This is a genomic window from Trinickia symbiotica (assembly GCF_002934455.1).
In the GTDB taxonomy this organism is placed as follows: Bacteria; Pseudomonadota; Gammaproteobacteria; order Burkholderiales; family Burkholderiaceae; genus Trinickia; species Trinickia symbiotica.
On the sequence record NZ_PTIR01000030.1, the window covers coordinates 1 to 26,483 of the forward strand.

The 26,483-nt window shown below is 63.8% G+C and carries 21 protein-coding genes; 11 read left to right on the top strand and 10 right to left on the bottom strand.

All coding sequences use genetic code 11. The features are described from left to right. The 4 genes from B0G57_RS28320 to prpF all read left to right on the top strand — a co-directional run. The coding region (locus B0G57_RS28320) for a citrate/2-methylcitrate synthase (RefSeq protein WP_332888235.1) at positions 1-375 on the top strand (375 nt) is incomplete at its 5' end. 53 nt (positions 376-428) lie between these two features. Beyond that, positions 429-2,072: an acyl-CoA synthetase gene (locus tag B0G57_RS28325; RefSeq protein ID WP_018442245.1), complete on the top strand. Its 1,644-nt coding sequence runs from the start codon at positions 429-431 to the stop codon at positions 2,070-2,072. Positions 2,073-2,100: 28 nt separating this feature from the next. After that, complete coding sequence (acnD, locus tag B0G57_RS28330) at positions 2,101-4,716, top strand: Fe/S-dependent 2-methylisocitrate dehydratase AcnD (RefSeq protein WP_018442246.1); 2,616 nt, start codon at positions 2,101-2,103, stop codon at positions 4,714-4,716. Positions 4,717-4,788: 72 nt separating this feature from the next. Beyond that, entirely contained in the window at positions 4,789-5,985 is a 1,197-nt protein-coding gene (gene prpF / locus B0G57_RS28335) for a 2-methylaconitate cis-trans isomerase PrpF (protein ID WP_018442247.1), read from the top strand. Positions 5,986-6,048: 63 nt separating this feature from the next. Here the strand turns inward: prpF and B0G57_RS28340 are convergent, their stop codons facing one another. From B0G57_RS28340 to B0G57_RS28380, 9 genes are all read right to left on the bottom strand, one after another. Next, positions 6,049-7,116: an ABC transporter ATP-binding protein gene (locus B0G57_RS28340; protein WP_018442248.1), complete on the bottom strand. Its 1,068-nt coding sequence runs from the start codon at positions 7,114-7,116 to the stop codon at positions 6,049-6,051. 55 nt (positions 7,117-7,171) lie between these two features. Next, positions 7,172-8,773: an ABC transporter permease gene (locus B0G57_RS28345; RefSeq protein WP_018442249.1), complete on the bottom strand. Its 1,602-nt coding sequence runs from the start codon at positions 8,771-8,773 to the stop codon at positions 7,172-7,174. A 22-nt stretch (positions 8,774-8,795) separates the two neighbouring features. Beyond that, on the bottom strand, positions 8,796-9,827 hold the full coding sequence (locus tag B0G57_RS28350; RefSeq protein WP_018442250.1) for an iron ABC transporter substrate-binding protein: 1,032 nt from the start codon (positions 9,825-9,827) through the stop codon (positions 8,796-8,798). A gap of 77 nt (positions 9,828-9,904) precedes the next feature. Continuing rightward, positions 9,905-11,191: an iron uptake transporter deferrochelatase/peroxidase subunit gene (gene efeB, locus B0G57_RS28355; RefSeq protein ID WP_018442251.1), complete on the bottom strand. Its 1,287-nt coding sequence runs from the start codon at positions 11,189-11,191 to the stop codon at positions 9,905-9,907. Positions 11,192-11,193: 2 nt separating this feature from the next. Next, positions 11,194-12,309: an NHL repeat-containing protein gene (locus B0G57_RS28360; protein WP_051090084.1), complete on the bottom strand. Its 1,116-nt coding sequence runs from the start codon at positions 12,307-12,309 to the stop codon at positions 11,194-11,196. Positions 12,310-12,440: 131 nt separating this feature from the next. Next, a complete protein-coding gene (locus B0G57_RS28365) occupies positions 12,441-13,892 on the bottom strand; it encodes a carbohydrate porin (protein ID WP_102607268.1) in 1,452 nt (483 codons plus the stop codon). Positions 13,893-14,083: 191 nt separating this feature from the next. Continuing rightward, complete coding sequence (locus B0G57_RS28370; protein WP_018442254.1) at positions 14,084-14,698, bottom strand: YceI family protein; 615 nt, start codon at positions 14,696-14,698, stop codon at positions 14,084-14,086. Positions 14,699-14,804: 106 nt separating this feature from the next. Next, complete coding sequence (locus B0G57_RS31010) at positions 14,805-15,314, bottom strand: hypothetical protein (protein WP_083925714.1); 510 nt, start codon at positions 15,312-15,314, stop codon at positions 14,805-14,807. Between the two features lie 65 nt (positions 15,315-15,379). Then, positions 15,380-16,060, bottom strand: coding sequence for a dienelactone hydrolase family protein (locus tag B0G57_RS28380; protein WP_018442256.1), 681 nt, complete (start codon positions 16,058-16,060; stop codon positions 15,380-15,382). A gap of 398 nt (positions 16,061-16,458) precedes the next feature. On the opposite strand from B0G57_RS28380, the gene B0G57_RS28385 reads away from it, so the two are divergent. The 3 genes from B0G57_RS28385 to B0G57_RS28395 all read left to right on the top strand — a co-directional run bounded on the left by B0G57_RS28385 (position 16,459) and on the right by B0G57_RS28395 (position 19,164). Next, positions 16,459-17,523 (top strand): hypothetical protein, encoded by a 1,065-nt coding sequence (locus tag B0G57_RS28385; RefSeq protein WP_026229965.1) that lies wholly within the window; start codon positions 16,459-16,461, stop codon positions 17,521-17,523. A gap of 149 nt (positions 17,524-17,672) precedes the next feature. After that, the gene (locus tag B0G57_RS28390) at positions 17,673-18,692 is read left to right on the top strand and encodes an SDR family oxidoreductase (RefSeq protein ID WP_020566374.1); all 1,020 of its coding nucleotides are present in this window, start codon (positions 17,673-17,675) and stop codon (positions 18,690-18,692) included. Positions 18,693-18,846: 154 nt separating this feature from the next. Beyond that, positions 18,847-19,164 carry a hypothetical protein gene (locus tag B0G57_RS28395; RefSeq protein ID WP_018442260.1) on the top strand — a complete coding sequence of 106 codons (318 nt, stop codon included), beginning with the start codon at positions 18,847-18,849 and terminating at the stop codon, positions 19,162-19,164. Between the two features lie 63 nt (positions 19,165-19,227). Here B0G57_RS28395 and B0G57_RS28400 read toward each other — a convergent pair whose 3' ends face one another. Continuing rightward, positions 19,228-19,881, bottom strand: coding sequence for a peroxiredoxin (locus B0G57_RS28400; protein WP_018442261.1), 654 nt, complete (start codon positions 19,879-19,881; stop codon positions 19,228-19,230). A gap of 506 nt (positions 19,882-20,387) precedes the next feature. Here B0G57_RS28400 and nirB point away from each other — a divergent pair. Genes nirB through B0G57_RS28420 form a run of 4 tightly spaced genes read left to right on the top strand, consistent with a single transcriptional unit; the run spans position 20,388 to position 26,481 of the window. After that, the gene (nirB, locus tag B0G57_RS28405) at positions 20,388-22,820 is read left to right on the top strand and encodes a nitrite reductase large subunit NirB (RefSeq protein ID WP_018442262.1); all 2,433 of its coding nucleotides are present in this window, start codon (positions 20,388-20,390) and stop codon (positions 22,818-22,820) included. 10 nt (positions 22,821-22,830) lie between these two features. Continuing rightward, positions 22,831-23,157, top strand: a complete 327-nt coding sequence (nirD, locus tag B0G57_RS28410; protein ID WP_018442263.1) for a nitrite reductase small subunit NirD — start codon at positions 22,831-22,833, stop codon at positions 23,155-23,157. A 16-nt stretch (positions 23,158-23,173) separates the two neighbouring features. Beyond that, positions 23,174-25,897 carry a nitrate reductase gene (locus B0G57_RS28415; protein WP_018442264.1) on the top strand — a complete coding sequence of 908 codons (2,724 nt, stop codon included), beginning with the start codon at positions 23,174-23,176 and terminating at the stop codon, positions 25,895-25,897. Beyond that, complete coding sequence (locus tag B0G57_RS28420; protein WP_018442265.1) at positions 25,894-26,481, top strand: ANTAR domain-containing response regulator; 588 nt, start codon at positions 25,894-25,896, stop codon at positions 26,479-26,481. Before B0G57_RS28415 ends, B0G57_RS28420 begins: the two co-directional genes overlap by 4 nt. Positions 26,482-26,483 lie beyond the last annotated feature (2 nt).

Genomic DNA, 26,483 nt, shown 5'->3' on the forward strand with positions numbered 1-26,483 from the left:
AACAAAGAGGTGGTGATCGGCTTCGGCCATCCCGTCTACACCGTTGCCGATCCGCGCAACAAGGTGATCAAGGAAGTGGCGCGCAAGCTCTCGAAGGACGCGGGCGACATGAAGCTCTTCGCCATCGCCGAGCGACTAGAATCCGTGATGTGGGACCTGAAGAAGATGTTCCCGAACCTCGACTGGTTCAGCGCCGTCTCCTATCACCTGATGGGCGTGCCGACGGCGATGTTCACGCCGCTCTTCGTGATCTCGCGCACCTCCGGCTGGAGCGCGCACATCATCGAGCAGCGGATCGACAACAAGATCATCCGGCCGAGCGCCAATTACACCGGACCGGAAGACCTCGACTTCGTGCCGATCGGAAAACGTTGACCGGCGCGGATAGGGGCAATCAACCCGCTATTCGACATGGTAAGGAGACAGCCATGACCGCCGAAATGTACGAGACAGGCCTCGATAAGAACGCGGCGAACTACACGGCGCTTACGCCGCTGAAGTTCATCGAGCGCAGCGCGGCGGTCTATCCTTCGCGCCTTGCCGTGGTGCATGGCAGCGTCAGGCGAACATGGGCCGAGACGTATGCGCGCACGCGCCGCCTCGCCTCGGCGTTGAGCGCCCGCGGCATCGGCTTCGGCGACACGGTGGCCGTGATGCTGCCGAACACGCCGGCGATGGTCGAGGCACATTTCGGAGTCCCGATGATCGGCGCGGTCCTCAACACGCTGAACACGCGCCTCGACGCCGCCACGCTCGCGTTCATGCTGAACCACGGCGAAGCGAAGGCGGTATTCGTCGACCGGGAGTTTTCGGCGATCATGCGTACCGTACTGGCAGCCGTGGAGCGGCCGATCCTCGTCGTCGATGTGGACGACCCGATGTACGACGGCTCCGGGGAGCGAATCGGCGAGATCGAATATGAAGCGCTGCTCGAAAGCGGAAATCCGGCCTTCGAATGGCAGCCGCCGTCCGACGAATGGAACGCCATCAGCCTCAATTACACGTCGGGCACGACGGGCAATCCGAAAGGCGTCGTCTACCACCATCGCGGCGCCTATACGAACGCGATCAGCAACATCCTCGAATGGGACATGCCGAAGCACGCCGTCTATTTGTGGACGTTGCCGATGTTTCACTGCAACGGCTGGTGCTTTCCGTGGACCGTTGCCGCGCGCGCGGGCGTCAACGTCTGCCTCCGCAAGGTGGAGGCGAAGACGATCTTCGATCTCCTCCGCAGCGAGCGCGTCACCCACTATTGCGGCGCACCGATCGTGCACAACATGCTCGTCAACGCGCCCGCGGAACTGAAGGCCGGCATCGATCATCGCGTGAATGCGATGGTGGCCGGCGCCGCACCGCCCGCCGCGCTGATCGAGAGCCTCGAGAAGCTCGGCTTCGAGCTTACGCACGTCTACGGCCTGACCGAGGTTTACGGCCCGGCCGCCGTATGCCCGCAGCAGGGCGAGTGGAAGTCGCTCGACATCGGCGAGCGCGCGCGCCTCAACGCGCGGCAGGGCGTCGCCTATCACCTGCAGGACGCCGTCGTCGTGCTCGATCGCGACACGATGATGCCCGTCCCCGCCGACGGCGAAACGATCGGCGAACTCATGTTTCGCGGCAACATCACGATGAAGGGCTACCTCAAGAATCCGGCAGCGACCGACGAAGCCTTCCGCGGCGGCTGGTTTCACTCGGGGGATCTTGGCGTGGTGTATCCCGACGGCTATATCCGCATCAAGGATCGGAGCAAGGACATCATCATCTCGGGCGGCGAGAACATTTCGAGCATCGAGGTCGAGGATGTGCTCTATCGCCACCCCGATGTTCTCGCCGTGGCCGTCGTCGCGAAGCCCGACGAGCGCTGGGGCGAGACACCTTGCGCGTTCGTCGAACTGAAGGCCGGGGCGACGGCCACGGCCGCGGACCTGATCGCGCATTGCAAGGCTCACCTGGCCGGCTTCAAGGTGCCGCGCGCAGTGGAATTCTGCGAACTGCCGAAAACGGCAACCGGCAAGATCCAGAAGTTCGAATTACGTAAGCGTGCCCGCTCCGTGGCCGCCATCGACGTTTGATACGGACGCTTTCCCTCTCACCCACTCCATGAACGAACACTATCGCAAGCCCCTGCCCGGCACCCGGTTCGATTTCTTCGATGCGCGCGCCGCCATCGACGCGATCTGGCCGGGGGCCTACGAAAAATTGCCGTACACGTCGCGCGTACTGGCCGAAAACCTCGTGCGCCGCTGTGAACCGGAAACGCTCGAAGCCTCGCTCGCCCAACTCGTCGAACGCAGGCGCGACCTCGACTTCCCCTGGTATCCCGCGCGCGTCGTCTGCCACGACATTCTTGGCCAGACTGCCCTCGTCGATCTCGCGGGGCTGCGCGACGCCATTGCAGCGCGCGGCGGCGATCCCTCGATGGTGAATCCTGTCGTGCCGACACAGCTCGTCGTCGACCACTCGCTGGCCGTCGAGTGCGGCGGCTACGATAAGGACGCATTCGCAAAGAATCGCGCAATCGAAGAGCGACGCAACGAGGACCGCTTCCATTTCATCGATTGGACGAAAAAGGCTTTCCGTAACGTCGACGTGATCCCGCCGGGCAACGGCATCCTGCATCAGATCAATCTCGAGCGGATGAGCCCCGTGATCCAGGTGCGCGACGGCGTGGCGTTTCCGGATACGCTCGTCGGCACGGATTCGCATACGCCGATGGTCGACGCGCTCGGCGTTATCGCGATCGGCGTGGGCGGGCTAGAAGCGGAAAGCGTCATGCTCGGCCGCGCGTCGTGGATGCGCCTGCCCGATATCGTCGGCGTCGAGCTGACCGGCAAGCGCGAGCCCGGCATCACCGCAACCGATATCGTGCTGGCCTTGACCGAGTTCCTGCGCAAGGAAAAAGTCGTTTCGTCGTATCTCGAGTTCCATGGCGAAGGCGCCGCGCGTCTCACGCTGGGCGATCGCGCGACGATTTCCAACATGGCGCCCGAGTATGGCGCGACGGCGGCGATGTTTCATATCGACGAACAGACCATCGCCTATCTGAAGCTCACGGGACGCGACGATGCGCTCGTGAAGCTCGTCGAGATCTATGCGAAAGAGGCGGGCCTGTGGGCCGACAGCCTCCGGCACGCCGAATACGAGCGCGTCTTGCGGTTCGATCTCTCGTCGGTGACGCGCAATATCGCAGGACCGTCGAATCCGCATCGACGCGTGCCGACGTCCGAACTCGCCGTGCGCGGCATCAGCGGCGCGGTGGATACCGAGCCCGGAAAAATGCCCGACGGGGCGGTCATCATCGCGGCCATCACGAGCTGCACCAATACGAACAACCCGCGGAACATGATCGCGGCCGGCCTGCTCGCGCGTAATGCCAACCGGCTCGGCCTCGCGCGCAAGCCCTGGGTCAAGAGCTCGCTCGCGCCCGGATCGAAAGCTGTGACGCTCTACCTCGAGGCAGCAGGCTTGTTGCCCGAGCTCGAGCAGCTGGGGTTCGGCGTCGTCGCCTATGCCTGCACCTCGTGCAACGGCATGTCGGGCGCGCTCGACCCGGCGATTCAGCGAGAGATCGTCGAGCGCGAGCTTTATGCGACCGCCGTGCTGTCGGGCAACCGCAACTTCGACGGGCGCATCCATCCGTACGCGAAGCAGGCGTTCCTGGCCTCGCCTCCGCTCGTCGTCGCGTATGCGATCGCCGGCACGATCCGCTTCGACATCGAAAAAGATGTGCTAGGCATCGGCCCCGACGGTACGCCGGTGACGCTGATGGACATCTGGCCCTCCGACGAAGAGATCGACGCCATTGTCGCCGCCAGTGTGAAGCCCGAGCAATTTCGTCAGGTGTACGAACCCATGTTCGCCGTCTCCGCCGACGACGGCAAAACCGTCAGCCCGCTTTATGACTGGCGCGAGCGCAGCACTTATATCCGCCGCCCGCCGTACTGGGAGGGCGCGCTGGCCGGCGAGCGCACGCTTGCGGGCATGCGTGCGCTCGCCGTGCTCGGCGACAACATCACGACCGATCATCTGTCTCCGTCGAACGCGATCCTCCCCGATAGCGCCGCCGGCGAGTACCTGGCGAAGATGGGCCTACCCGAAGAGGACTTCAACTCGTATGCGACGCACCGCGGTGACCACCTGACCGCGCAACGCGCCACGTTCGCCAACCCGACGCTGAACAACGAGATGGTCGTCGAAGACGGCAAGGTGAAGGCCGGCTCGCTGGCTCGCATCGAGCCGGAAGGCAAAATCACCCGGATGTGGGAAGCGATCGAAACCTACATGTCGCGCAAGCAGCCGCTCATCGTCATCGCGGGCGCCGATTATGGCCAGGGCTCGTCGCGCGACTGGGCCGCGAAGGGCGTGCGGCTCGCGGGCGTCGAAGCGATCGTCGCCGAAGGGTTCGAGCGCATTCACCGGACCAATCTGGTCGGCATGGGCGTATTGCCGCTCGAATTCAAGCCCGGCGTTAGCCGCATCACACTCGGCATCGATGGTACGGAAACGTTCGATATCGTCGGCGAGCGCCGCGCAAGAAGCGAAATGACGCTCGTCATTTACCGCCGCAATGGCGAGCGCGTGGATGTTCCCGTCACCTGCCGGCTCGATACGGCCGAAGAGGTGTCGATCTACGAAGCCGGCGGTGTGCTGCAACGCTTTGCGCAGGACTTTCTCGAATCGTCGCTTGCCGACCGAAACGCTGTCGGCTCGGCTTGACGCCCGCTCGCGACCAGACAGTTTGCGGCGATAGAAGACCTATCGCCGCTGTTTCCTAAGGACTACCGAATAATGACGTACCTTCCGCAGATCAGGATTCCCGCCACCTATATGCGCGGCGGCACTAGCAAAGGTGTCTTTTTCCGACTCGAGGATCTGCCTGAAAACGCGCGCATGCCCGGCGCGGCGCGCGACGCGCTCTTGCTGCGCGTCATCGGCAGCCCCGATCCGTACGGCAAGCACATCGACGGAATGGGAGGCGCCACGTCGAGCACGAGCAAGACCGTCCTCGTCGGCAAGAGCAGCCGGCCCGATCACGATGTCGATTACTTGTTTGGGCAGGTATCGATCGACCGTCCGTTCGTGGATTGGAGCGGAAACTGCGGCAACCTGTCTGCGGCCGTCGGCCCGTTCGCGATCAGCGCCGGGCTCGTCGACGCGAGCCGCATTCCGGGCAACGGCACCGCCATCGTCAGGATCTGGCAGGCCAATATCGGCAAGACGATCGTCGCGCACGTGCCGATCGTGGACGGGAACGTGCAGGAGACGGGCGATTTCGAGCTCGACGGCGTCACGTTTCCCGCGGCGGAGATCCAGCTGGAGTTCATGGACCCCGCCGCCGACGAGGAAGGCGCGGGCGGCGCCATGTTCCCGACGGGAAACCTCGTCGACGACCTGGAAGTACCGGGCATCGGTACCTTAAAGGCAACGATGATCAATGCGGGCATTCCGACGATTTTCGTGGACGCCGAGGCAATCGGGTATCGAGGCACCGAATTACAGGACGCCATCAACGGCGATGCCGAGGCGCTGTCGAGGCTCGAGACCATCCGCGCCCACGGTGCGCTGAGAATGGGGCTCATCACTCAGCTCGATGAAATCGCGACGCGGCAGCACACGCCGAAAGTCGCGTTCGTCGCGCCGCCGGCCGATTACGTCGCATCGAGCGGGAAGGCTGTCCAAGCCGCCGATGTTGACCTGCTGGTACGAGCAGTCTCGATGGGGAAGCTCCATCACGCGATGATGGGTACGGCTGCCGTCGCGATTGGGACCGCAGCGGCGATTCCTGGCACGCTCGTCAATCTGGCGGCCGGCGGCGGAAAACGCGACGCCGTCCGGTTCGGCCACCCGTCGGGCACGCTGCGTGTCGGCGCCGAAGCTATGCTGCGCGACGGCGAATGGCTCGTCACGAAAGCGATCATGAGTCGCAGCGCACGCGTTCTAATGGAAGGCTGGGTACGGGTGCCCGACGCTCATCAGGACTCCTGACGACGATGAAGCTGGCTGCCGGCGCCGCGTTCCTTGCCGGCAAGCGGATGAATGACGCATGCGTCAACGTGGATAGGCGACGACCTCGCCTTCGACAGTGAGGCGCACTCTAACGCCCGTTGCCGGAACCTGATGGCCTGGCACGCGCGCACGCACCGCGGCTTCCATCGACGGATCCGAACGCTCGGCCAGCCGCAAGCTCAGCGTGGCGTCATGTCCATAGAAGGTGATTTCCTCGACAGTCGCTTCCACCGCATCGCAATCCGCGTGGCCTTGCGAGCTGACCGGTTCGACCTTGATCTGCTCCGGGCGCACCATGACGTCGACCGTCCCTGTTTCGACAGGCGCCATCAATCTGAGTCGGCCGAGGTCACACGCTACCTCCGCGCCGCTCGCCATTCCCTGAAGCAGGACCGCCTCGCCGATGAAGGAGGCAAGCTCGCGCGTGACCGGCCGCCGATACAGTTCGTCGGGTACCGCCGTCTGGATCATTCGACCGTTCCACAGCACGGCGACCTCGTGCCCCATCGAAAGCGCCTCCGATTGATCATGCGTGACGAGTACGGCCGTCGCCCCCGCGTGCGCAAGCGCGGCGGCGACGGCCTGCCTCGTTTCTGCGCGCAACGCCGCATCGAGCGACGAGAACGGTTCATCGAGCATGACGATTCTGGGCGACGGCGCGAGCGCGCGTGCAAGCGCGACGCGTTGTTGCTGCCCGCCTGACAACGCCTGGGGTGGTCTGGCGGCATACGAAGCCGGCAAGCCCACCAATTCGAGCAGCTCCGCAACGCGATCGCGCGTTCGACGTCTGGCATAGGGCAGGCCGAACACGATGTTTTCCGCCACCGAGAGATGCGGAAACAAAGACCCCTCCTGCGAGACATAACCGACGCGCCGCGCTTCGGGTCGCATGTGCATGCCCTCGCCCGCCACCCGCCGGTCGTCGATCGCGATGGTGCCGCTGTCCGCGCGCTCGAAACCGCAGACGGTGCGAAGCAGCGTCGTCTTTCCGCTGCCCGATGGGCCGAGAAGCGCCAACAACGCGCCGCTCTTCACGGATAGATCGACGCCGCGCAGCACGGCATGGCCCTCGAACGTCTTCCAGAGGCCCTGTATGGATAGATTGCTCATATTGTGTCGACGGCGTCGCGCGTCGCAAAGAGATGCCCCCGCCGCCGCCTGCCGATTATTGATCCCCGGTACCGACGCGCAAGGCCGAACGGCCGAGCGTCACGAACAGGAATGCCGAAGCGCCGAGCGAAATGATCACGAGCAGCGCCGCATACGGTGCCGCGGCGGCGAAAGCCAGCGTCGACGTATCGCTCCAGACCTGCGTCGCGAGCGTATGCGTATCGAGCGGAGAAAGCAACAGTGTCGCGTTGAGCTCCGTGGAAACGGCGATGAACACCATCGTCGCGGCCGCGCCGAGGCCCGGGCTCGTCAGTGGGAACAACACTCGGCGCAACGTTCCCATCCACCCGAGACCCAACGAGCGCGCCGTTTCCTCGAGTCTCGGCGGTACCTGAGCGAGTGCCGCGCGCACGCTGACGAGCGCGAGCGGCAGGCATAGAATCGCATAGGCCACGATGAGCAGCGCCGTGCTCTGGTAGAGGGGCCTCAAGGCACGCACCGCGACCGACACGAGCGCGAGCGCGATGACGAGGCCCGGCACGCCCTGCGCAACGAAGACGATCCGCTCGAGCACGATCGCGAGCCGGCCGGGATATCGCACGAGCAGAAACGACAACGGCAGCGCAAGTGCGGTCGTGACCAATGCCGCTGTCAGTCCGAAGCCGATCGACGCGCTCGCTGCGTCGAATAGCAGTTGCGGCGACACGTCGACCGGCGTGATCGCCGCGTCCCCATGCTGCGTCAGCCAGTACCCTATCATGCCGAGCGGCACGCCGAGCGTGACGATACTGAGGAGTGCCAAGCAAGCGGCGACGAGCCACCGCCAACCTCGCAACGGATCTCGCGGCACCGCGCGCCGCGTGCCGCGGTCGATACGCGCATACCGCGCTTCGCCTCGCACGCGGAATTCGAGCGCAACGCACACGAGGCACAGCGCGATCAGCAAGCAGGCCAGCAATGCCGCTCCACTGCCGTCGAAGCTGGTTCGGTATTCCGCATAGATCTGTGTCGTAAACGTCCGAAAACGAAGCAGCGAGAAGGCGCCGAATTCGGACATCACGTTGAGCGCGACGAGCAGCATGCCGCCGAGCAAGGCTGGCCGAAGCTGCGGCAGCACCAAGCGCGCGAACGTCGCGAAGCGTCCGCAGCCGAGCGAGCGCGCCGTCTCCTCGAGCGCCGGATCCATGCCGCGAAGTGCCGCGGCGACGGGCAAATAGACGAGCGGAAAGTAAGTCGACGTTACGACGAGCAGCGCGCCGGCGAAGTCCTGCAAATCGAGACTCAATGAGACCCAGGCGTAGCTCGTGATGAACGGCGGCATCGCGAGCGGTGCGACCATCAGTACGGCCCAGACCCGGCGGGCCGGCAGCGCCGTGCGCTCGACGAACCATGCCGCCGCGGTTCCGACGACAGCCGCCGCGACGGTCGCCGTCACCGTGATCAGCAGCGTGTTCGCGAGCAGTTCGCCGACGAGCGGCCTGAAGATCAACTCGACCGCGTTATTGAATCCGAAACTCGCCGCCCGCCAAACCGTGAACGCGAGCGGCAACAGCACGAGCAGCGCGGCGAATGCCGCGGCGAGCGTCACGAGGCGCGGCGCGTTCGGGCGCGCGCCGCGCGCGGCAGAAGGAGAAGGTGCCTCGACTAGCGAAACCACGGTGTGCTCATCCAGACGAGGGCTACAGCAGACCCGCCTCTCGCAGCAGCTTGGCAGCCTGACTATCGTCGCCGAGCTGCTCGATCGTCAGCGCCGGCGGATCGAGTTCGTTGAACGGCTTCAGCATCGGATCGGGGGCGACGCCGGCGCGCAACGGATACTCGTAGCCGACGTGGCTTTGTGCCATCAATGTCTGCGCCTTCTGGCCGACGAGATAGGCAAGGAAACGCTGGGCGCCGTCGGAATTGTGCGCCGTTTTGAGGACGGCGGCACCCGACACGTTCACGAGCGCGCCGATGTCGCCATGGCCGAAGTGATAGATCGCGCTGCGCATCTTGCTCGCGCCCAGTTCCGTGTTCAACCGATCCCAATAATAGTTGTTGATGACGCCGGTCGCGACCGCGCCGCGATTGACCGCGGCCACCACGCCTTCCTCGTCGTCGAAAATCTGCGCGTTCGCCTTCAGGCCCTTGAGCCATGCCAGCGTCGCGTCGTGCCCTTTGGATGCGAGAACGCCGCTCACAAGCGGCAGAAAATCAGCGTCGCTCGGCGCGATGCCGACTTTTCCTTTCCACTCGGGCTTCGCAAGATCCATCAGCGAGGCAGGGAGTTGCCCCGGCTGCACTTTGCCGGTGTTATAGGCCAGCACGTTTTCACGTGCGAACACGCCGACCCACTTTCCGGTCGGTGAGCTGTACCGCTTCGGCACCGTGGCGAGCGTTTGCGCGTCGACCGCGCCGAGCAAGCCCTTTTCCTCGAGCAGCATCAACTCGGGCGAGTTCTCCGTGAAATAAACATCAGCCGGCGTCGCCGAGCCCTCGGCGACGATCTGGGCGGCAAGCGCGGGCCCTTCACCGTTGCGAATCTTGACCGTGATCCCCGTTTCCTTTTCGAAATCCTTGGCGAGCCGGCCGACGAGTTGCTCGTGTTGCGCGTTGTAAAGCGTGATCGATGCGGCATGCGCGAGGTTCGGCAGTGCACTGAGCGCGGCGAGTGAAAGCGCCGCGATACGTGCCGCGGCGGCCGCCCGTTTGCCGAGTTGGAATTGCTTCATGATCGAATTTCCCGTGAAACTGTTGCTGCATTAATTGTTGAGTAGTCCGAACGAGTCGATGTCGGCCCGCGATCGAGTCAAGATTCGAAGAGCGCCGCTCCGATGAACGAGCCGGGCCTCGCGCCCGGCGGGCAAGCGAATATCGCGCTGCCGATGTGCGTCGTGAACTGGTTCATCATGTCGAACTTCGCGAGCCTCTCGTTGATTGGAATGAAACCCGTGCGCGGATCGCGTTGATGTGCGATGAAGATCAGCCCCGCATCGTACTCGGTTTCCTGCCGCCACGGCGGCCAGCGTTCGATATAGAAGTTGGTGCCGTCGTTGTACGAGTAGGAGCGGCGAAGAATCTGCGCGCCGTTGTTCGTGGCGCGATTCGACAAGCGCACGTGCGAATTGTCCGGAATCACCGGATTGCCGTCCTTGTCCGCGGCCTCCAGATCGAGGGCATCGAACTCTTTCGCCTTGCCGAGCGGTGCGCCACTCTTCTTCTGCCGGCCGAAGACCGACTCCTGAAAGCCGCGCTCCATCTGATCCCAATGCTCGAGCGTGATGCGGATCCGGCGCACGACCGTATAGGTTCCGCCCTGCATCCAGCCCGGTCCTTCCGATCCGGCCCAGACGAACTCGTCCATGACCTGCGTATCTTTGATGGAAGGATTGTTGGTGCCGTCCTTGAAACCCATCAGATTGCGCGGCGTCTCGTCACGCGGGCCGGAGAGGAAACCGGCCTGCCCCCATCGAATATGTGCGATGCCGCTGCCGATCCGCGCGAGCTGGCGGACGGCGTGGAAAGCCACTTGCGCGTCGTTCGCGCAGGCTTGGATGAACAAGTCGCCGCCTGTCTTTTCGGGCACCAGTTGGTCGCCGTTGAAACGCGGCAGATCGACGAGCGCGGCGGGACGACGATTCGCGAGACCGTAGCGGTCCTTTCCTTCCAGCGCGAACAAACCGGGACCGAAGCCGAACGTGATCGTCAGTCGAGCCGCACCGAGGCCGAGCGCCTCGCCCGAGTCTCCGGCCGGCCGATCGTCCGGGCCGTCGATCGAGGCGGCGGGCTCGCCGCGCGTGAGCCGGGACGCCGCGTCAGTCCACGCGCGCAGAAGGCCGATGACGTCGTCGCGCTTGTCCGTGGTGAGGTCGAGTGCGACGACGTAGGTATGGCTCTGTTGCGGCGTCACGATTCCGCCCTGGTGCGGGCCGAAAAACGGCTCGACAGCCCGGTACGGATCGTCGTTCGCGACAACCGGCAGCGCCTGCGCGGCGGCAGCCTTGCCCAGCGCGGTAGCCGCGACGGCGGCCGCGCCGCCCGCCTTCAGAAAGCCGCGCCTGGCGGGCTGAAATGGACCGTTCCGATCGTTTTCCATGGTCACTTGGCCAGCACGAGCGTGTTGACGTCGTCCTCGACGTAATAGAAGCCGTCGCCCTCAGGCGTCATCGCGATCCCGAACAGATCGCCGTTTCCGGGCGGCGTTTGCGCGCGATCGGTATCGATCCATCGCGCGTAGATTTGCTTGCCGCTCAGAGGATCGATTTCGACGACCTGGCCGTTGAGCGCATTCGTCACGAGCAAGTGACCGTTCGGTGCGGTCGCCATCGCAAGCGGCCGGTGCAGCAGGCCGTCCGCGGTCAGCTGGCGGCCGACGCCAGCGCTCGTGTCGCGCGTCAACGGATCGTCGATCTCGGTGATCCGGTTGCCGATCGCGTCGGACACGTAGAGCAGCTTCTTGTCAGCCGAGAGCGCGAGGCCGGTCGGCCCGACGAGGAACACGCCTTTGTCGGCCTGCGCACCGAAACCGCTGCCGATCACCGTCTCGTGCTTGATGACAGGCGGCTTGCCGTCAGGGATCTCGAGGTCGAGCCGCAGAACGGTGGCCTGCTTGTAGACCGGCGGGATACCCTTGGCGGCGCCGACACCGAAACCCGCGTTGCTGACGAAGAGCGTCGCCGTGCCGCCGTTGTCGACGACGGCCATGTTGCCCCATGGATCGTTGATGTTCGGACTCGCGAACGTCGACACGATCTTGCCCTGGCTGTCGAGCACGACGAGGCAGCCCGCGCCCTTCGTATCGGTCGTGCCGTCGTTGCTCGGCGTGCTGCCGACGATGATCCAGCCCGACCTCAGCATCGTCATCGCCGTCGAAAGACCGATTCCGCCCGGGCAGCCCTTCAGTTCACGGGGAATCGACGCGAACAACGTCATTTGCTTCGTGTCCGGGCGATAGTCGACGATCGTGCTGCCCGTCCCCTGGAGATTCGCGGCGTTGTTGAAGTTGTCGACGAGCACGTCGCCCTGCTTCACGGCTCCCGCCGAAACCGGTGCGATCGCGATCGCATAGGGATTCTGGTCGCCGTTGTCGGGCACGGTGTTGATGAGCGTCGTATGACGATGGATAGTTTCCAGAAACCCGATCGGATCGGCGAATGCCGTGCTTGGTCCGATCGATCCGCCGAGCACGACTGCCACGGTAATCGCGGCCGCCACCGCGAACCTTGCGGTATCGCGCTTCGCAAAGGGCTCGACGAATGTTCGCACCGCGGAAACGACCGAACGAACGCAGCGGGCGCCCCTGTTGTCAGGGTTCCTAAATAGTTGGGCCATGATGGGAAATCAGCCTAGAAGATGATGTTGGTGCGCACGCCGACGACGAACGTATTGCGTAGGGCCTTCGTCGGATCGTTCGGGTTTTGCCCGGCACCCGCGTTGAACGTGTATTGCATATCGGCTTGTAACTGCCACCATGGCGTGACCTGGTACTGATAGGTCGCTTCGACGGCCGTCTCGCTGCCACGCACGATGTTGCCGCTATCGAGGTCGAGCCCCCTTGCATGGTTGCCGATCTGAATGAATGCGAGGCCGAGGCCGACGCTATCGTTGTCGCGCCCCTTGAACGGCGCTTTCATCACGATCCCGGCATTCGCGCTGAAACTGACGAGATTGCGATCGCCGGGCGCGCCCATCACGCGAGCGAAGACACCGATGCTCCTCGCGTCGTCGGGATCGGGGCGCCATATCATCTGATCCGCGACGGCGTAGAAGCTGTAGTCGCCGTGATGCCGCTGAGCGCTGCCCGTCGATGCGGGGCTCGCGAGCGAAAGCCCCGTATTGTCGAAGCGCTGGTCGTCGAATCGCTCGTTGTTGTACCAGAGGCCGATCTTGTAGGTCCCGGGCAGGCCGCGCGATTTGCCGAAGTCCATCTCGCCCTCGGCAGGCTGATTGATCGAATACTGCAGTTCGCCGATGAAGAGCGCGCCGCTATGCAGGTTGAAGTTCGTGCCGCTCAGGTTGCCCGGATCGTTACCGAGCGGATCGCCGTCGAATACGCCGGCAAGCGCCGTCAGCGAAGGCGTGATCTGTCCGCGCACGCGAACGCCGAGCGACGACAGCGGATAGGCAGGGCCGCCGTTCGGCATGTCGTACGAAGGCAATCCTGGCCAACCGAACATCGTATTGATGAAGGTCGCCGCATACTGGCTGACCATGAACTCCTGGTCGAGGCTCTGCTGGCCGATCTTCACGTCGACGCGCTTACCGAGAAACGCCTGCTGATACCAGAGTTCCCAGAGGCGCGTGGTGTCCTGAGCCTCGATGCCGCTTGCCGTGTTGTAGGTGCCGAGGTTTTCCTGGCTCAGGTTGCGCCCGTGGATCTGCAGCGCGCTCGCATTGAAGGTGCCGCCCGGCAGGCCGAACGCTTTTTGCGTATCGACGTTGAGCGTCATCGTCGTCAAGCCGTCATACGTGCCGCCGCGCGCGAGGCCGCCACGCAGGTTCGCGAGGTATTCGCTGGTCTCCGTTATGCCGAGCGTGACGCCATACTTGCCGAGCCACGGCCGAAGCCCGCCGATGTCGCCCAGCAGGTTCTGCCGCGTCCAGATGCCCGTCCACGGGCTGATCGGCTGCGCCTGGATATTCAGATCCTCTTCCGAGGACTGCGGCAATGCATCGGGAGTCGCGGCGGCGAACGATGCCGAAGAGAACAGCGCGCTCCATAGCAAAGCGGTGGACCACGCCAAACGGCGACGCGAAGGTGCCTGTCGAGCGCATCGAGCGTGTGACGCAAGCGTCATCGAACTTCCTTTCTTGTTGGATTGAATGAAGGCGCCCATCGTCGCAGCGGCAATCGTTCGGACTCCTGCGCAATTCGACGTCGACGTTGGGCGCAATTGTACGCAGTGCTAACGAAAACATCAACGCCAATACGAATCGTTCGCATTACTATTATCGACGAATGTTTTTTACGATTTGCTTACTGAATCGATCAGCGAACAGGGATGAATTCCGCGTGGATCGTCAAGTGGATGTCGTCGCCGATCGTCGAAGACCAGGCGGACAAGCCGAAGGCAGCACGGCTGAAGTGGCCGTCGGCCGCGAACGAGACCGACTGGTCCTGGCGCAACGGATGGCCGTCGCTTCGTTCTTCGAACGTGACGAAGAGCGTAACGGGTCGTGTCGCGCCGCGAATGGTGAGGTTCCCTGTCAAAAACCCCGTATCGTTTGCGGTCTTGACGAAGCGCGTGCTCGCAAACCGGATGCTCGGATAGTGCTCGACGTCGAGCACCGCACGGCTTTTGACGATGGGTGTCGCGAAGGGTTTGTTGGCATCGACGCTGGCCGCGTCGATCGTAACGGTAACGAGCGGATCGTCGGCGTGGCCGGGCGGCCGATCCAGCTCGGCGTCGATGCGTCGGAAACGCATTCGCAAATGGGTGTGCCCGATGATCTGGACAGACAATGCAACGCTGGAGCGCTCCGGAACCAGCCGGTAATGCTCGGGCAAGCGTGTCGCCGCACCGAACGTCGCGGACCATGCCATCTGGGACATGAAACCCAGCAGGAGGGCAAACGCGAGTCGCCTTGCGTGAATCCACGCCATTACACGCCGTGCTCGAGCAAGGTCGTTGCGCACGACGCAAACGCAAGATACACCCGCACGTCGAGTCGTGCAAACCTCACCTGAAGAATCTCGCCCCAAGAACCGATCAATTGCGCCGCATGCCACCTCCGCCCCATGCATGCATTCCGCCGCCCCATGAGTGGGTTCCGGACGAACGGCTGGCTGCAGGCGTGTGGTTCCACTCATGGAAATGGTGGCCGAAGCCGTGATCGAAATCGTGGTCGAAATCGTGATCGAAATGATGGAAGTGGTGGAACCGATGGAAGCGATCGACGAACACCACCGTGGAGCCGAAGAAATAAGGCGACTCCCCGTACCACCACGGCGACGGGTAATACGTGTAGCCGTCGGCCGGCGCCACCCAGGAACCGTACTCGCTCACGAAAACCCAGATGCCGTTCGACTGCAGGCAGGCTCGACCGACGAACGGCTGCATCGTGCCTTCGATCTGAGTCTGTCCGGAGACGATTTGGCATCGGGACGTATCGATGTACGAATTGTCGACGTTCGACCCGTCATACGTCTGCGCGCCGGCACACGCGGCGCATAGCAGGCCGGCCGCGCACACTGGCCCGCACCGAAGAATGTTTCCCATGATGTGGCTCGAGAGGATCGCCGGTCACGCCCGGCCCCAACGATTAAACGTTCGCCGGTGAGGGGTTATTCCTGTCGCGGGCCTTCTGGCGCTCCCCGCTCACCGGATGCAAGCCACTTGACGAACCACTGCGCGGCCAGCTGCGCCACCTGCTCGAGCGCGCCCGGCTCTTCAAACAGATGCGTGGCACCTGGGACGATCTCGATTCGATGTTCGCAAGTGAATTGCTCGGCGGCGAACTGATTGAGGCGCACGACTTCGTTATCCATCTCGCCGACGATCAGCAGCGTGGGCGCCTTGACAAGCTCGAGCGCCTCGCGCGCGAGATCGGGGCGACCGCCGCGCGAGACGACTGCACGCACGGTATCGTCGCGCGCCGCGGCGCTCAGCGCGGCAGCAGCGCCGGTGCTGGCGCCGAAGACGCCGACTGGCAGCGACGACAAGACGGCGTGGCTGCGCACCCAGTCCAGCGCGCCGCCCAGTCTTCGCGCGAGCAACGGGATGTCGAAGCGATATTCGGCCGAAAACAGGTCCTGCCGATACTCCTCGGCGCTCAGCAAATCGAAAAGCAGTGTCGCCAGGCCGGCGTTGTCGAGGACGCTCGCCACATCGCGGTTGCGGGGGCTGAGCCGACTGCTGCCGCTGCCATGCGCGAAGACGACGATGCCGCGGGCAGCATCCGGTACCGTCAGCGTCCCGTCGAGAAGGAGGTCATCGCTGGGGATTTGTACATCAGCCGTTTGCATCGTCGTTGCTCCGGGCGCGGATACTTCACTGCGCGCATAGACGATGCCGCAGACCGAAGTCGAGCCCTGTCAATGACTTACGCGCGGTGCCCCACGAGATATCCACAGAGACGTTCACAGAAACTGTGGACAACTGGACGTTTCCTCAGCCGCCTTACAGGTTGGCCACCCAAGCGCTTGCATTAGCACGCATTTGCAATTCCTTACGCAAACCCTTCAATCAGCGCGCATCGACACCCACTGCAAGTCCCGCAACCTTTTCTCGCGCAGCGCTGTAAAGCGTACGCGTAACCGGTACAGCTCGAGCCGGCTCGTGCGCGCGCAACGCGCTCGGCGCGACGTGGGCGGCCACGGGCATGCGTCGTGCGGCTCGCCCGGAGCGCCACTCGATATGTGTGATGAAACGCTTACGCGGAACCCTCGTCATCGTCTGCGCGGCGATGCTTGCGAGCGCATGCTCGCTCATCGGCCCGGGACACCTGAAAGCGGACCAGGTCGATTACGCACGCGCGCTCGGAGAAGCGAACAAGCGCGCGATCCTCGCGTCGATCGTGCAGTTGCGCTACGCCGACGCTCCTTCGTTCGTCAGCGTCAGCCAGATCATCGCCTCATATTCGTTCGATGCGCGCGGCGGACCGACGCTCAATCTCGGCTCGGGCGCTCAAGCGAGCTACGCCTCGGCGACCGGTTCGGTGTCCTATTCGAATCACCCGACCTTCACTTTTGTGCCGACCACCGGCGACGCATTCGCAACGGCCTTCATCCGCCCCCTGGCGCCGGCGCTCGTTCTGCCGCTCGCGCAAGGCGGCATTCCCGTGGACCTGCTGCTCCGGATCGTCGCCCAATCAATCGGCGATCTGCGTAACGGGACGGCCCTCGGCGGCCCCGGCAGCGCGGGATCGCCCGCGTTTTTCGAATTGCTGCGCGCCGCAAGGCGGCTTCAACTCGAAGGCGATCTCAACGTCGAATCGCGCAATGGCAATGGGGCCAGCCGCGTATTCCTCGCCATCAGGAACAGCCCCGACGATCCGCCAGGTGCGGCAGCCGATCGCGACGCGCTGAAACGGCTGCTGCACTTGCCCGCCGACACCGGCAGTTTCGAAGTCGTCTACGGGCAATGGGCGCCGCCAGGTCAGATCGCGATACTGACGCGCTCCGTGCTCGCCGTGCTGAGCGATCTCGGTGCGCAGATCTCCGTTCCCGACGCCGAAGTCGCGAAGGGCGCGACGAAATCGACAGTCCCGTTGATCGGCGGCGAAACACGACCCACGATCGTCGTTCGGAGCGGGCGCGGCGCGCCATCGAACGCCTACGTGACGGTAAGCTACAACGGCACGAACTACTGGATCGAGCACGACGATTTCGATTCCAAATATGCGTTCACCGTCGTCCAGGACCTGATGGCGCTCGCGCAAGTCGACACGAGTGCCAAGGCGCCGATCGTCACCATTCCTGCCGACTGAGCACGACTCCCAACTTCAGGATCGGTCTACCGTTGCGCCGACACGGCGCAGCCTTCCCGACAAAAATCCAGTCGAGAGGCGCGGCATTCGCATTGCTCAGTCATTTAAGGTTTTTCTCGAGTCTTTTCGCATCGCAAAGGAGGTGGATCGTGGCAACAGACGACATTTCGACGTCGCGCAGAAAGCTGATGCAGGGCGCGACCGCGGGATTGATGACGGCCGTCGCCGCACGGGCAATTGCGCAGTCGAACGCGCAGCAAGATGGACAGTCGACGGGCAATCAGGCAGGTGTTCCGCCCGATCCGCGCAGCCTCTATGCGCACCCGCCGTTCCCGGCACAGCATCAGCCCTGGCCGGGACTCGCCGGGCGGATGACGCCGCGCCCCGATCACGGCGAGAACAGCTATCGCGGCTCCGGCAAACTGACCGGCAGGCATGCGCTCATCACGGGCGGCGACTCCGGCATTGGCCGGGCCGCGGCGATCGCCTACGCGCGCGAAGGCGCCGATGTTGCCATCGTTTACCTGCCCGAGGAAGAGCCCGACGCGCGTGAAGTCGTGCAACTGATCCAGGCGGCGGGCCGCAAGGCAGTCGCATTGCCAGGCGACCTCCGCAACGAATCGTTTTGCAGGAAACTCGTCGGCGACGCTCAACATCAGTTGGGCGGCCTCGACATTCTCGTCAACAATGCAGCGCGCCAGCAAAGTCACGACTCGATTCTCGACATCACGACCGAGCAGTTCGATTGGACGCTGCGCACGAATCTCTATGCAATGTTCTGGCTCACGCAGACGGCGATACCGCTGTTGCCGCCAGGATCCGCAATCGTCAACACGACTTCGGTCAACGCGTACGAGCCTGGCGTCAACATACTCGACTATGCGATGACGAAAGCCGCGATCGCAAACTTCACAAAAGGTCTCGCCAAGCAACTGATCGATCGCGGCATACGCGTCAATGCCGTCGCGCCCGGACCCTTTTGGACTCCTCTTCAAGTGAGCGGCGGCCAGACGACACAAAACCTCGAGCATTTCGGCGAACGGGTGCCAATGAAGCGTCCCGGTCAACCCGCCGAGCTTGCGCCGATCTATGTGTTGCTTGCGTCGGCGCAGGCCAGCTACGTGACAGGGCAGATATACGGCGCGATGGGGGGCGAAGGACAGCCGTAACGCGACGATCGGCGCACGGCCAGACACGTCGCGCTCGAGGGCGATTCTCGCTTAAGCCCGTTCTCATCGCGAACGCCTCGAATACGGTTTGATGTAGCGTGCGAGCCCTCAACGGCGCTACACTCATATCGACTGATCGCGCCGGAGAGCCACCATGACCGACCTCGACCCGAACCGGACGTTTCGCGGGCTCCCGTTGACGCCGGAGCAGGACGCGGAAATCAGGCATTACATCAAGGTTCGCAAGCAACAGGGCAAGCCATGGGATACGCCGGAGCTTGCGGCGATGCTGCGCGACATGCTCGAGCCGCCCGGCGACGACAGCGACGACTTTGGCCCCGATTTCGACGGAACGCGGCTTGCGGCCGAACGTGCTCAGGGTTTCATCGAAGACGAAATGGATCCGATAGAAGCATCGGAAGAGTGGCACGCCGCTTTGGAGTCCGAAGTCATGAAAAGGCTCAATCACTGAATCGACTTCTCAGGCGCGCCGGTATGCCGACCGAATCGGCCGGCATATCGTTATCGCGATTAATTATTTAGGCTGCGCCACGGTCCGCAAATACGGCTTGAGCGTTTTGAAACCCTGCGGATATTTCTTTTGCGCATCCTCATTCGAAACTGACGTCGGAATGATCACGTCATCGCCGGGCCGCCAGTTGACCGGCGTGGCGACCGAGTGCTTGGCATTGAGCTGCAGCGCATCCAGCAAGCGCAGCACTTCGTCGAAGTTGCGGCCCGCGCTCATCGGGTAGATGAGCATTGCCTTCACCTTCTTGTCCGGCCCGATGATAAAGACGGAGCGAATGGTCGCATTGTCGTTCGCCGTGCGCGGGCCCGCGCTCGCGTTGGGATGGATCATGTCGTAGAGCTTGGCGACCTTGAGGTCGTCGTCGCCGATCATCGGATAGTTGACTGCGTGTCCCTGCGTCTCGGCGATGTCGCCCACCCATTTCTTGTGATCGCTGACGGGATCGATGGAGAGGCCGATGATCTTCGTATTGCGCTTCTCGAATTCCGGATTGAGACCCGCCATGTAGCCAAGCTCAGTCGTGCAAACGGGTGTGAAGTCCTTCGGATGCGAGAAGAGAATCGCCCAGCCATTGCCGATCCATTCATGAAACTTGATCGGTCCTTCGGTCGTCTCGGCGGTGAAATCAGGTGCTTCGTCACCGATGCGGATGGTCATATCAAATCTCCTTTGCTATGTGCGTTGGCAAGCCCGGATTCTCACGATATGCGACGCGAATAAATCGCGCGAGGCGCCGCAAGAGATGAGGCTAGGAATTATAGACGCCGAATGGACGCGCGCGATGCAATGCGACGCACCGAAGAAGACATCACAGCGCAAAACAAGTGCGACAGCATAGGGCGCCTGCACTGCTGCGGTGCAACAGCTGCCCTTGAACAGTTCGCGTCGCTTTGCCCCAATCTGGCGAAACCCGCGGCAGGGCTGGGTTTGAGGTCGTTGGCACAGGGCTTGCGTTAAGCGGCCCGTGCCCGGCAACGGCGTCGGGATGCATGCAGCAAGATGCGATGCGGCGATGAAACGCCCGCTCGCCATCGCTTTAAGGACAACGGCGTCCCCTCGTGCTTTCGGACACGAGCGGACGCCGTTTCGTTTTGGCTCATGCGGAATAAGCATTTTCGGTCGAGCAACGATGCTGCGACGCCCGCTTCAAGGAGTGACCATCGATGAACAGGCCCCGACTCGTCGTCATCGGCAACGGCATGGCCGGCATCCGGACGATCGAAGAGCTGCTCGCGCTCGCCCCAGATCACTATGACATCACCGTCTTCGGCGCCGAGCCGCACCCGAACTACAATCGGATCCTGCTCTCCCCCGTGCTCGCCGGCGAGCAAACATTCGACGACATCGTCCTCAATCCGCTCGATTGGTACGAGCGCAATGGCATCAACCTGCATCTCGGCAAGGCCATCGCGCGCATCGATCGCAAGCGCCGTTGCGTCGTCGCGGAAGACGGCACCGAGGCGCCCTACGATCGCCTGCTCATCGCAACGGGCTCCCAACCGTTCATCCTTCCGGTGCCCGGTGCCACGTTAAAGGGCGTCATCACCTATCGCGACATTCACGATACGCAAGCGATGATCGATGCGGCGCAAGTGAAACGCCGCGCGGTCGTGATCGGCGGCGGCCTGCTCGGGCTGGAAGCGGCCAACGGGCTCATGCTGCGCGGCATGGATGTGACGGTCGTCCATCTGGCCGCGACCCTGCTCGAGCGCCAGCTCGACGCGAGCGCCGGAAAGCTGCTGCAACGCTCACTCGAAGAACGCGGACTCTCATTCCTGCTCTCGAAGGCAACGACCGAAATCGTCGGCAACGAGGCCGGCGAAGTGGCCGCGGTTCGCTTCGCGGACGGCGACGAGATGGCCGCCGACGTCGTCGTCATGGCCGCCGGCATTCGCCCGAACACGACGCTCGCCGAAGCGGCCGGCCTGCACTGCAATCGCGGCATCGTCGTCAACGATACGCTGCAGACGTACGACCCGCGCATCTATGCCGTCGGCGAATGCGTGAGCCACCGCGGCATCGCCTACGGCCTCGTCGCGCCGCTCTTCGAGCAGGCGAAAGTTTGCGCAAATCACCTCGCGCTGATGGGCATCGGCAGCTACAAGGGGTCCGTGCTTTCGACGAAACTGAAGGTGACGGGCATCGACCTCTTCTCCGCGGGCGATTTCATCGGCGGCGACAACACCGAGCAGATCGTGCTGTCGGACCCGGCGAGCGGCGTCTACAAAAAGCTCGTCATCCAGGACGATCGTCTCGTCGGCGCCTGTCTTTATGGCGATACGGCCGACGGCGCCTGGTACTTCAAGCTGTTGCGCGAAGGCCGCAAGCTCGGCGAGCTGCGCGACCGCCTCATGTTCGGCGAATCGAGTATCGGCGATGCGGGCGTTCAAGGGCACAACCGCGCCGCGGCGATGGCGGACGGCGACGAAGTGTGCGGCTGCAACGGCGTGTGCAAAGGCACGATCGTGAAGGCGATCACGGAGAAGGGACTCTTCACGCTCGACGACGTCAAGAAGCATACGAAGGCGGCGAGCTCCTGCGGCTCCTGCTCGGGCCTCGTCGAGCAGATTCTGATGAGCACGGTCGGCACGAGCTTCCAGGAAACGCCGAAGACGAAGGCGATCTGCGCCTGCACCGACCACAACCATGACGACGTGCGCAAGGCGATTCGCGAGAACAAGCTGCTCACGCACAAGGAAGTCTACGACTTCCTCGAGTGGCGCTCGCCGAACGGCTGCGCGACATGCCGCCCGGCCATCAACTATTACATGATCTCGACGTGGCCGCACGAAGCCGTCGACGATCCGCAAAGCCGCTTCGTCAACGAGCGTGTGCACGCCAACATCCAGAAGGACAACACGTTCTCCGTCGTGCCGCAGATGAAGGGCGGCGTGACGACGCCCGACGAGTTGCGCCGCATCGCCGACGTGGCCGATAAGTACAACATCCCGATGGTGAAGGTGACGGGGGGCCAACGCATCGACCTGCTCGGGGTGAAGAAGGAAGATCTCGTCGACGTCTGGCGCGATCTCGGCATGCAGTCCGGTCATGCCTACGGCAAATCGATCCGCACTGTGAAAACCTGCGTCGGCAGCGAGTTCTGCCGGTTCGGCACGCAGAACAGCACGCAAATGGGCATCGACCTCGAGACGATGCTCGCCAACATGTGGTCGCCGCACAAGGTCAAGCTCGCGGTCTCGGGCTGCCCGCGCAATTGCGCGGAAGCGGGCATCAAAGACGTCGGCGTGATCGCCGTCGACAGCGGCTGGGAACTCTACGTGGGCGGCAACGGCGGAATCAAGACCGAGGTCGCGCAGTTCCTCGCCAAGGTCAAGACGCCCGACGAGGTCAAGGAGTACACCGGCGCATTCCTTCAGCTCTACCGCGAAGAAGCGCATTACCTCGATCGCACGGTTCATTACATCGCGCGTGTCGGCCTCGATTATGTGAAGCGCAAGATCGTCGAGGACGCCGCAAGCCGCAAGGCGCTCTACGAACGCCTGCTCTACTCGCTCGAAGGCCTGCCCGATCCGTGGCAGGAACGCATCGAAGGCGTGCAGCAACGTGAATACATTCCGCTTACGGTAATCGAGTGAGGACTTGACCATGGATCGATCGAACCTGCCCAACTGGACTCACGTCTGCCAGCTGTCCGACATCCCGCGGCTCGGCAGCCGCGTGCTCAAGCATGCCGACGGCGACGTCGCAATTTTTCGCACCGCCGAAGACGAAGTGTTCGCGCTGCTGGACCGCTGCCCGCACAAGGGCGGTGCGCTTTCGCAAGGCATCGTCCACGGCAAGACCGTCACGTGCCCGCTTCACAGCTGGAACATCGAGTTGGCATCGGGCGAGGCCCGCGCACCCGACCAGGGATGCGCGCGCCGGTTTCCCGTGAAAGTCGAGGGTGTCGCGGTCTACGTCTGCCTCTCGTGACGGAGGGCATGTCGCGATGAAAACCGTCACGCGCTCGACTTGCTGCTATTGCGGCGTCGGCTGCGGAGTGCTGATCGAAGCCGAGCACGGCCGCATCACGGGCATCGCCGGCGATCCCGATCATCCCGCGAATTTCGGACGCCTCTGCACGAAAGGACGCTCGCTGCCGCTCACGGCGGCCAGCACCGCCGGCCGCGCGCTTCAGCCCGAGTTGCGCGCGACGCGCGAGGCGAAGCGCGAGCCGTCCGACTGGTCGAGCGCGCTCGATCACGTCGCCGCTCGCTTCGCCGAAATCGTCGAGCAACACGGGCCCGACTCCGTCGCGTTTTATATATCGGGCCAGCTTCTGACCGAGGACTACTACGTCTTCAACAAGCTCGCGAAGGGATTGATTCGTACGAACAACATCGATACGAATTCGCGGCTTTGCATGTCGAGCGCCGTGACGGCATACAAGAAGGCGTTCGGCGCCGATGGGCCGCCGACCTGTTACGAAGACCTCGAGCTTGCTCGAACGGTGCTCTTCGCGGGCAGCAACATGCCCTATGCGCACCCCGTGCTGTTTCGTCGGCTCGAGGATGCCAAAGCAAAAAATCCCGACATCCGTTGGATCGTGGTCGATCCGCGCCGCACCGACGTCGCCGCCCTGGCGGATCTCCACCTTGCGATCCAACCGGGCACCGATGTCGCGCTCTTCAACGGCATGCTTCACCATCTGATATGGGAAGGCATGCTCGAGCGCGACTTCATCGACGCGCATACGCACGGGTTCCTCGACCTCAAGGCGCTGGTGCGCGAATATTCGCCGCGCATGGCAGCGGGGATCTGCGGCATTGCGGAGCAAGACCTGATTCGGGCGGCCGAATGGTTCGCCGACAGCCCGGCGACGCTGTCGCTCTACTGCATGGGGCTCAACCAGTCGAGTCACGGCACGGACAAGAACCTCTCGCTGATCAACCTCCATCTCGCGACGAGGCAGATCGGCAAGCCGGGTGCGGGGCCGTTTTCGCTGACGGGCCAGCCGAATGCGATGGGCGGCCGCGAGGTCGGCGGAATGGCGACGATGCTCGCGGCGCATCGCGATATTGGCAATGCCGACGATCGGGCCGAAGTCGAGGCGTTCTGGGGCGTCCAGGGACTGTCCGAGAAGATCGGACTGCCGGCCGTCGATATGTTCGATGCGATCGCCGACGGCAAGATCAAGGCAGTCTGGATCGCCTGCACGAATCCGGTTCATTCGATGCCCGACATTGCAAGCGTTCGCAAGGCAATGGCCAAGGCCGAGTTCGTCGTCGTGCAGGAGGCTTTCGTCGAGACCGATACCGTCCCCTATGCCGACGTACTGCTTCCCGCGACGACATGGGGCGAGAAATCCGGCACGGTCACGAATTCGGAGAGACGCATTTCGCGCGTGCGGGCCGCCGTGGAGGCGCCGGGCGAGGCGCGCGCCGACTGGTGGATCGTCGCTGAGGTTGCCCGTCGCCTGGAGCAGCGACTGATGCCTCGACACGAGAACGCGCATGATGTCGTCGCTTCGGAGTCCAAACTATTCCCGTATGCCTCGCCCAACGAGATCTTCGACGAGCACCGCGCGTTGACGGTCGGTCGCGATCTCGACATCGGCGGGCTCTCGTATGCCGTGCTCGAAGACGAGGGCCCGAAGCAATGGCCGTTCGTCGCCGGTGCGGCGCGCGGCGATGAGCGCCGCTACACCGATGGGGTATTCGCCACGGACGACGGCCGCGCCCGGTTTCACAAGACGCCCTATCTGCCTGTCGCCGAATCGACCGATGCGCGCTACCCGTTCCGGCTCGTGACAGGGCGCCTGCGCGACCAATGGCATGGCATGAGCCGCACGGGCCGCGCCGACGCGCTCTTTGCGCACGCGCCCGAAGCGACCGTCGTCATGCATCGCGGCGATGCTGCCCGCCGCGGCCTCGCGGACGGCGATCTCGTGACCATTGCGAGCCGCCGGGGAAAGATGGTGCTCCCGCTCGAAACGTCGGACGATCTCCGTTCCGGCACGCTCTTCGCCGCCATGCATTGGAGCGGACAATATCTGAACAACGGGGGCGTGAACGAAGCGACCATCGGCGCCGTCGATCCCTACTCGGCGCAGCCTGAGCTCAAGCATGCCGCCGTGAGAATCGAGGTGCCCGACTTGCCGTGGCGGCTCGTAGCCGCGAAGCGCGGCGACACCCTGGCGCTGCGAGCGGCCGTGCAGCCGTTGCTCGGCGAGCGTCGCTATGCGTCCATCCGGATCGAGGACGAAGACCTGCTCGTCGTTTCGGCCGCGGACGCGATCGCGCACCCCGACTGGGCCGACCGGCTCCATGATGCGCTCGGATTGCCGCGCGGCGACGATCTGCTCGAGTATCGCGACGCACGCCGCGGCCGCGAGCAGCGCGTGGCATGGAACGGCAAGCTGATCGACGGGTTCTTGCTGACAGGCGATACGAGCGGCGCGCGCTCGCTGATCGAACAGATCCGGGCGGCGACGCCATGGACAGGCCCGCGCCATACGATTTTCCTGCCCGGCGGCGAAGACGCGCTGCGCGCACTTGCGCCGCGCGCCCGAATCGTCTGCAATTGCAAACAGGTGACGCAGACACAAATCGAAGAAGCCATCGCGGCAAACGCCGGCCTCGACGAATTGAAATCGACACTCGGCTGCGGTACTGTGTGCGGCTCCTGCGTACCCGAAATCAAGCGATTGTTGAACGCCACGGCCGTTGCATGACATCACCGAAGCTGCGCATCCTGCTCGTCACCGATACCGAAAAACCGATCGGCGAAATGCGCGAGGCGCTCGCGCGTCTCGGCTACGAGATGCTCGCCGAAGCGGCGACGCCGCAGGCGCTGCCGAAGGTGGTCGAGCGCGAGCGGCCCGACGTCGTCATCATCGATACCGAATCGCCTTCGCGCGACACGCTCGAGCACCTCGCCGTCATGAACGAGACGGCGCCACGGCCCGTGCTCATGTTCAGCCACGATGCGAACCAGCGCCTGATCCGCGAGGCCGTCGATGCGGGCGTCACGGCCTACGTAGCGGAGGGCCTCGCGCCCGAGCGGCTTGCGCCGATTCTCGAAGTCGCGCTCGCGCGCTTCGCTCATGAAGAGAAACTGCGGCAACGTCTCGCCAGAGTCGAGGGCGAGCTCGCCGAGCGCAAGACGATCGACCGGGCGAAGCGGCTCTTGATGGAGCGCGGCAAGATGTCCGAGCACGAAGCCTACGCCACGTTGCGCAAGCGCGCGATGGATGCCGGCGTGCGGCTCGCCGAAATCGCGCGGCGGCTCGTCGACGCGGCGGATTCATCGAGGTAGGT

Excerpts from the sequence above, each read along its gene's own strand:
- B0G57_RS28420 (WP_018442265.1), top strand. The coding sequence starts at position 25,894 with ATGACATCACCGAAGCTGCGCATCCTGCTCGTCACCGATACCGAAAAA.
- B0G57_RS28340 (WP_018442248.1), bottom strand. The coding sequence starts at position 7,116 with ATGAGCAATCTATCCATACAGGGCCTCTGGAAGACGTTCGAGGGCCAT.
- efeB (WP_018442251.1), bottom strand. The coding sequence starts at position 11,191 with ATGGAAAACGATCGGAACGGTCCATTTCAGCCCGCCAGGCGCGGCTTT.
- B0G57_RS28415 (WP_018442264.1), top strand. The coding sequence starts at position 23,174 with ATGAAAACCGTCACGCGCTCGACTTGCTGCTATTGCGGCGTCGGCTGC.
- B0G57_RS28395 (WP_018442260.1), top strand. The coding sequence starts at position 18,847 with ATGACCGACCTCGACCCGAACCGGACGTTTCGCGGGCTCCCGTTGACG.
- B0G57_RS28365 (WP_102607268.1), bottom strand. The coding sequence starts at position 13,892 with ATGACGCTTGCGTCACACGCTCGATGCGCTCGACAGGCACCTTCGCGT.
- prpF (WP_018442247.1), top strand. The coding sequence starts at position 4,789 with ATGACGTACCTTCCGCAGATCAGGATTCCCGCCACCTATATGCGCGGC.
- B0G57_RS31010 (WP_083925714.1), bottom strand. The coding sequence starts at position 15,314 with ATGGGAAACATTCTTCGGTGCGGGCCAGTGTGCGCGGCCGGCCTGCTA.
- nirD (WP_018442263.1), top strand. The coding sequence starts at position 22,831 with ATGGATCGATCGAACCTGCCCAACTGGACTCACGTCTGCCAGCTGTCC.
- B0G57_RS28400 (WP_018442261.1), bottom strand. The coding sequence starts at position 19,881 with ATGACCATCCGCATCGGTGACGAAGCACCTGATTTCACCGCCGAGACG.
- B0G57_RS28350 (WP_018442250.1), bottom strand. The coding sequence starts at position 9,827 with ATGAAGCAATTCCAACTCGGCAAACGGGCGGCCGCCGCGGCACGTATC.
- B0G57_RS28325 (WP_018442245.1), top strand. The coding sequence starts at position 429 with ATGACCGCCGAAATGTACGAGACAGGCCTCGATAAGAACGCGGCGAAC.
- nirB (WP_018442262.1), top strand. The coding sequence starts at position 20,388 with ATGAACAGGCCCCGACTCGTCGTCATCGGCAACGGCATGGCCGGCATC.
- B0G57_RS28380 (WP_018442256.1), bottom strand. The coding sequence starts at position 16,060 with ATGCAAACGGCTGATGTACAAATCCCCAGCGATGACCTCCTTCTCGAC.
- B0G57_RS28370 (WP_018442254.1), bottom strand. The coding sequence starts at position 14,698 with ATGGCGTGGATTCACGCAAGGCGACTCGCGTTTGCCCTCCTGCTGGGT.
- acnD (WP_018442246.1), top strand. The coding sequence starts at position 2,101 with ATGAACGAACACTATCGCAAGCCCCTGCCCGGCACCCGGTTCGATTTC.
- B0G57_RS28385 (WP_026229965.1), top strand. The coding sequence starts at position 16,459 with ATGAAACGCTTACGCGGAACCCTCGTCATCGTCTGCGCGGCGATGCTT.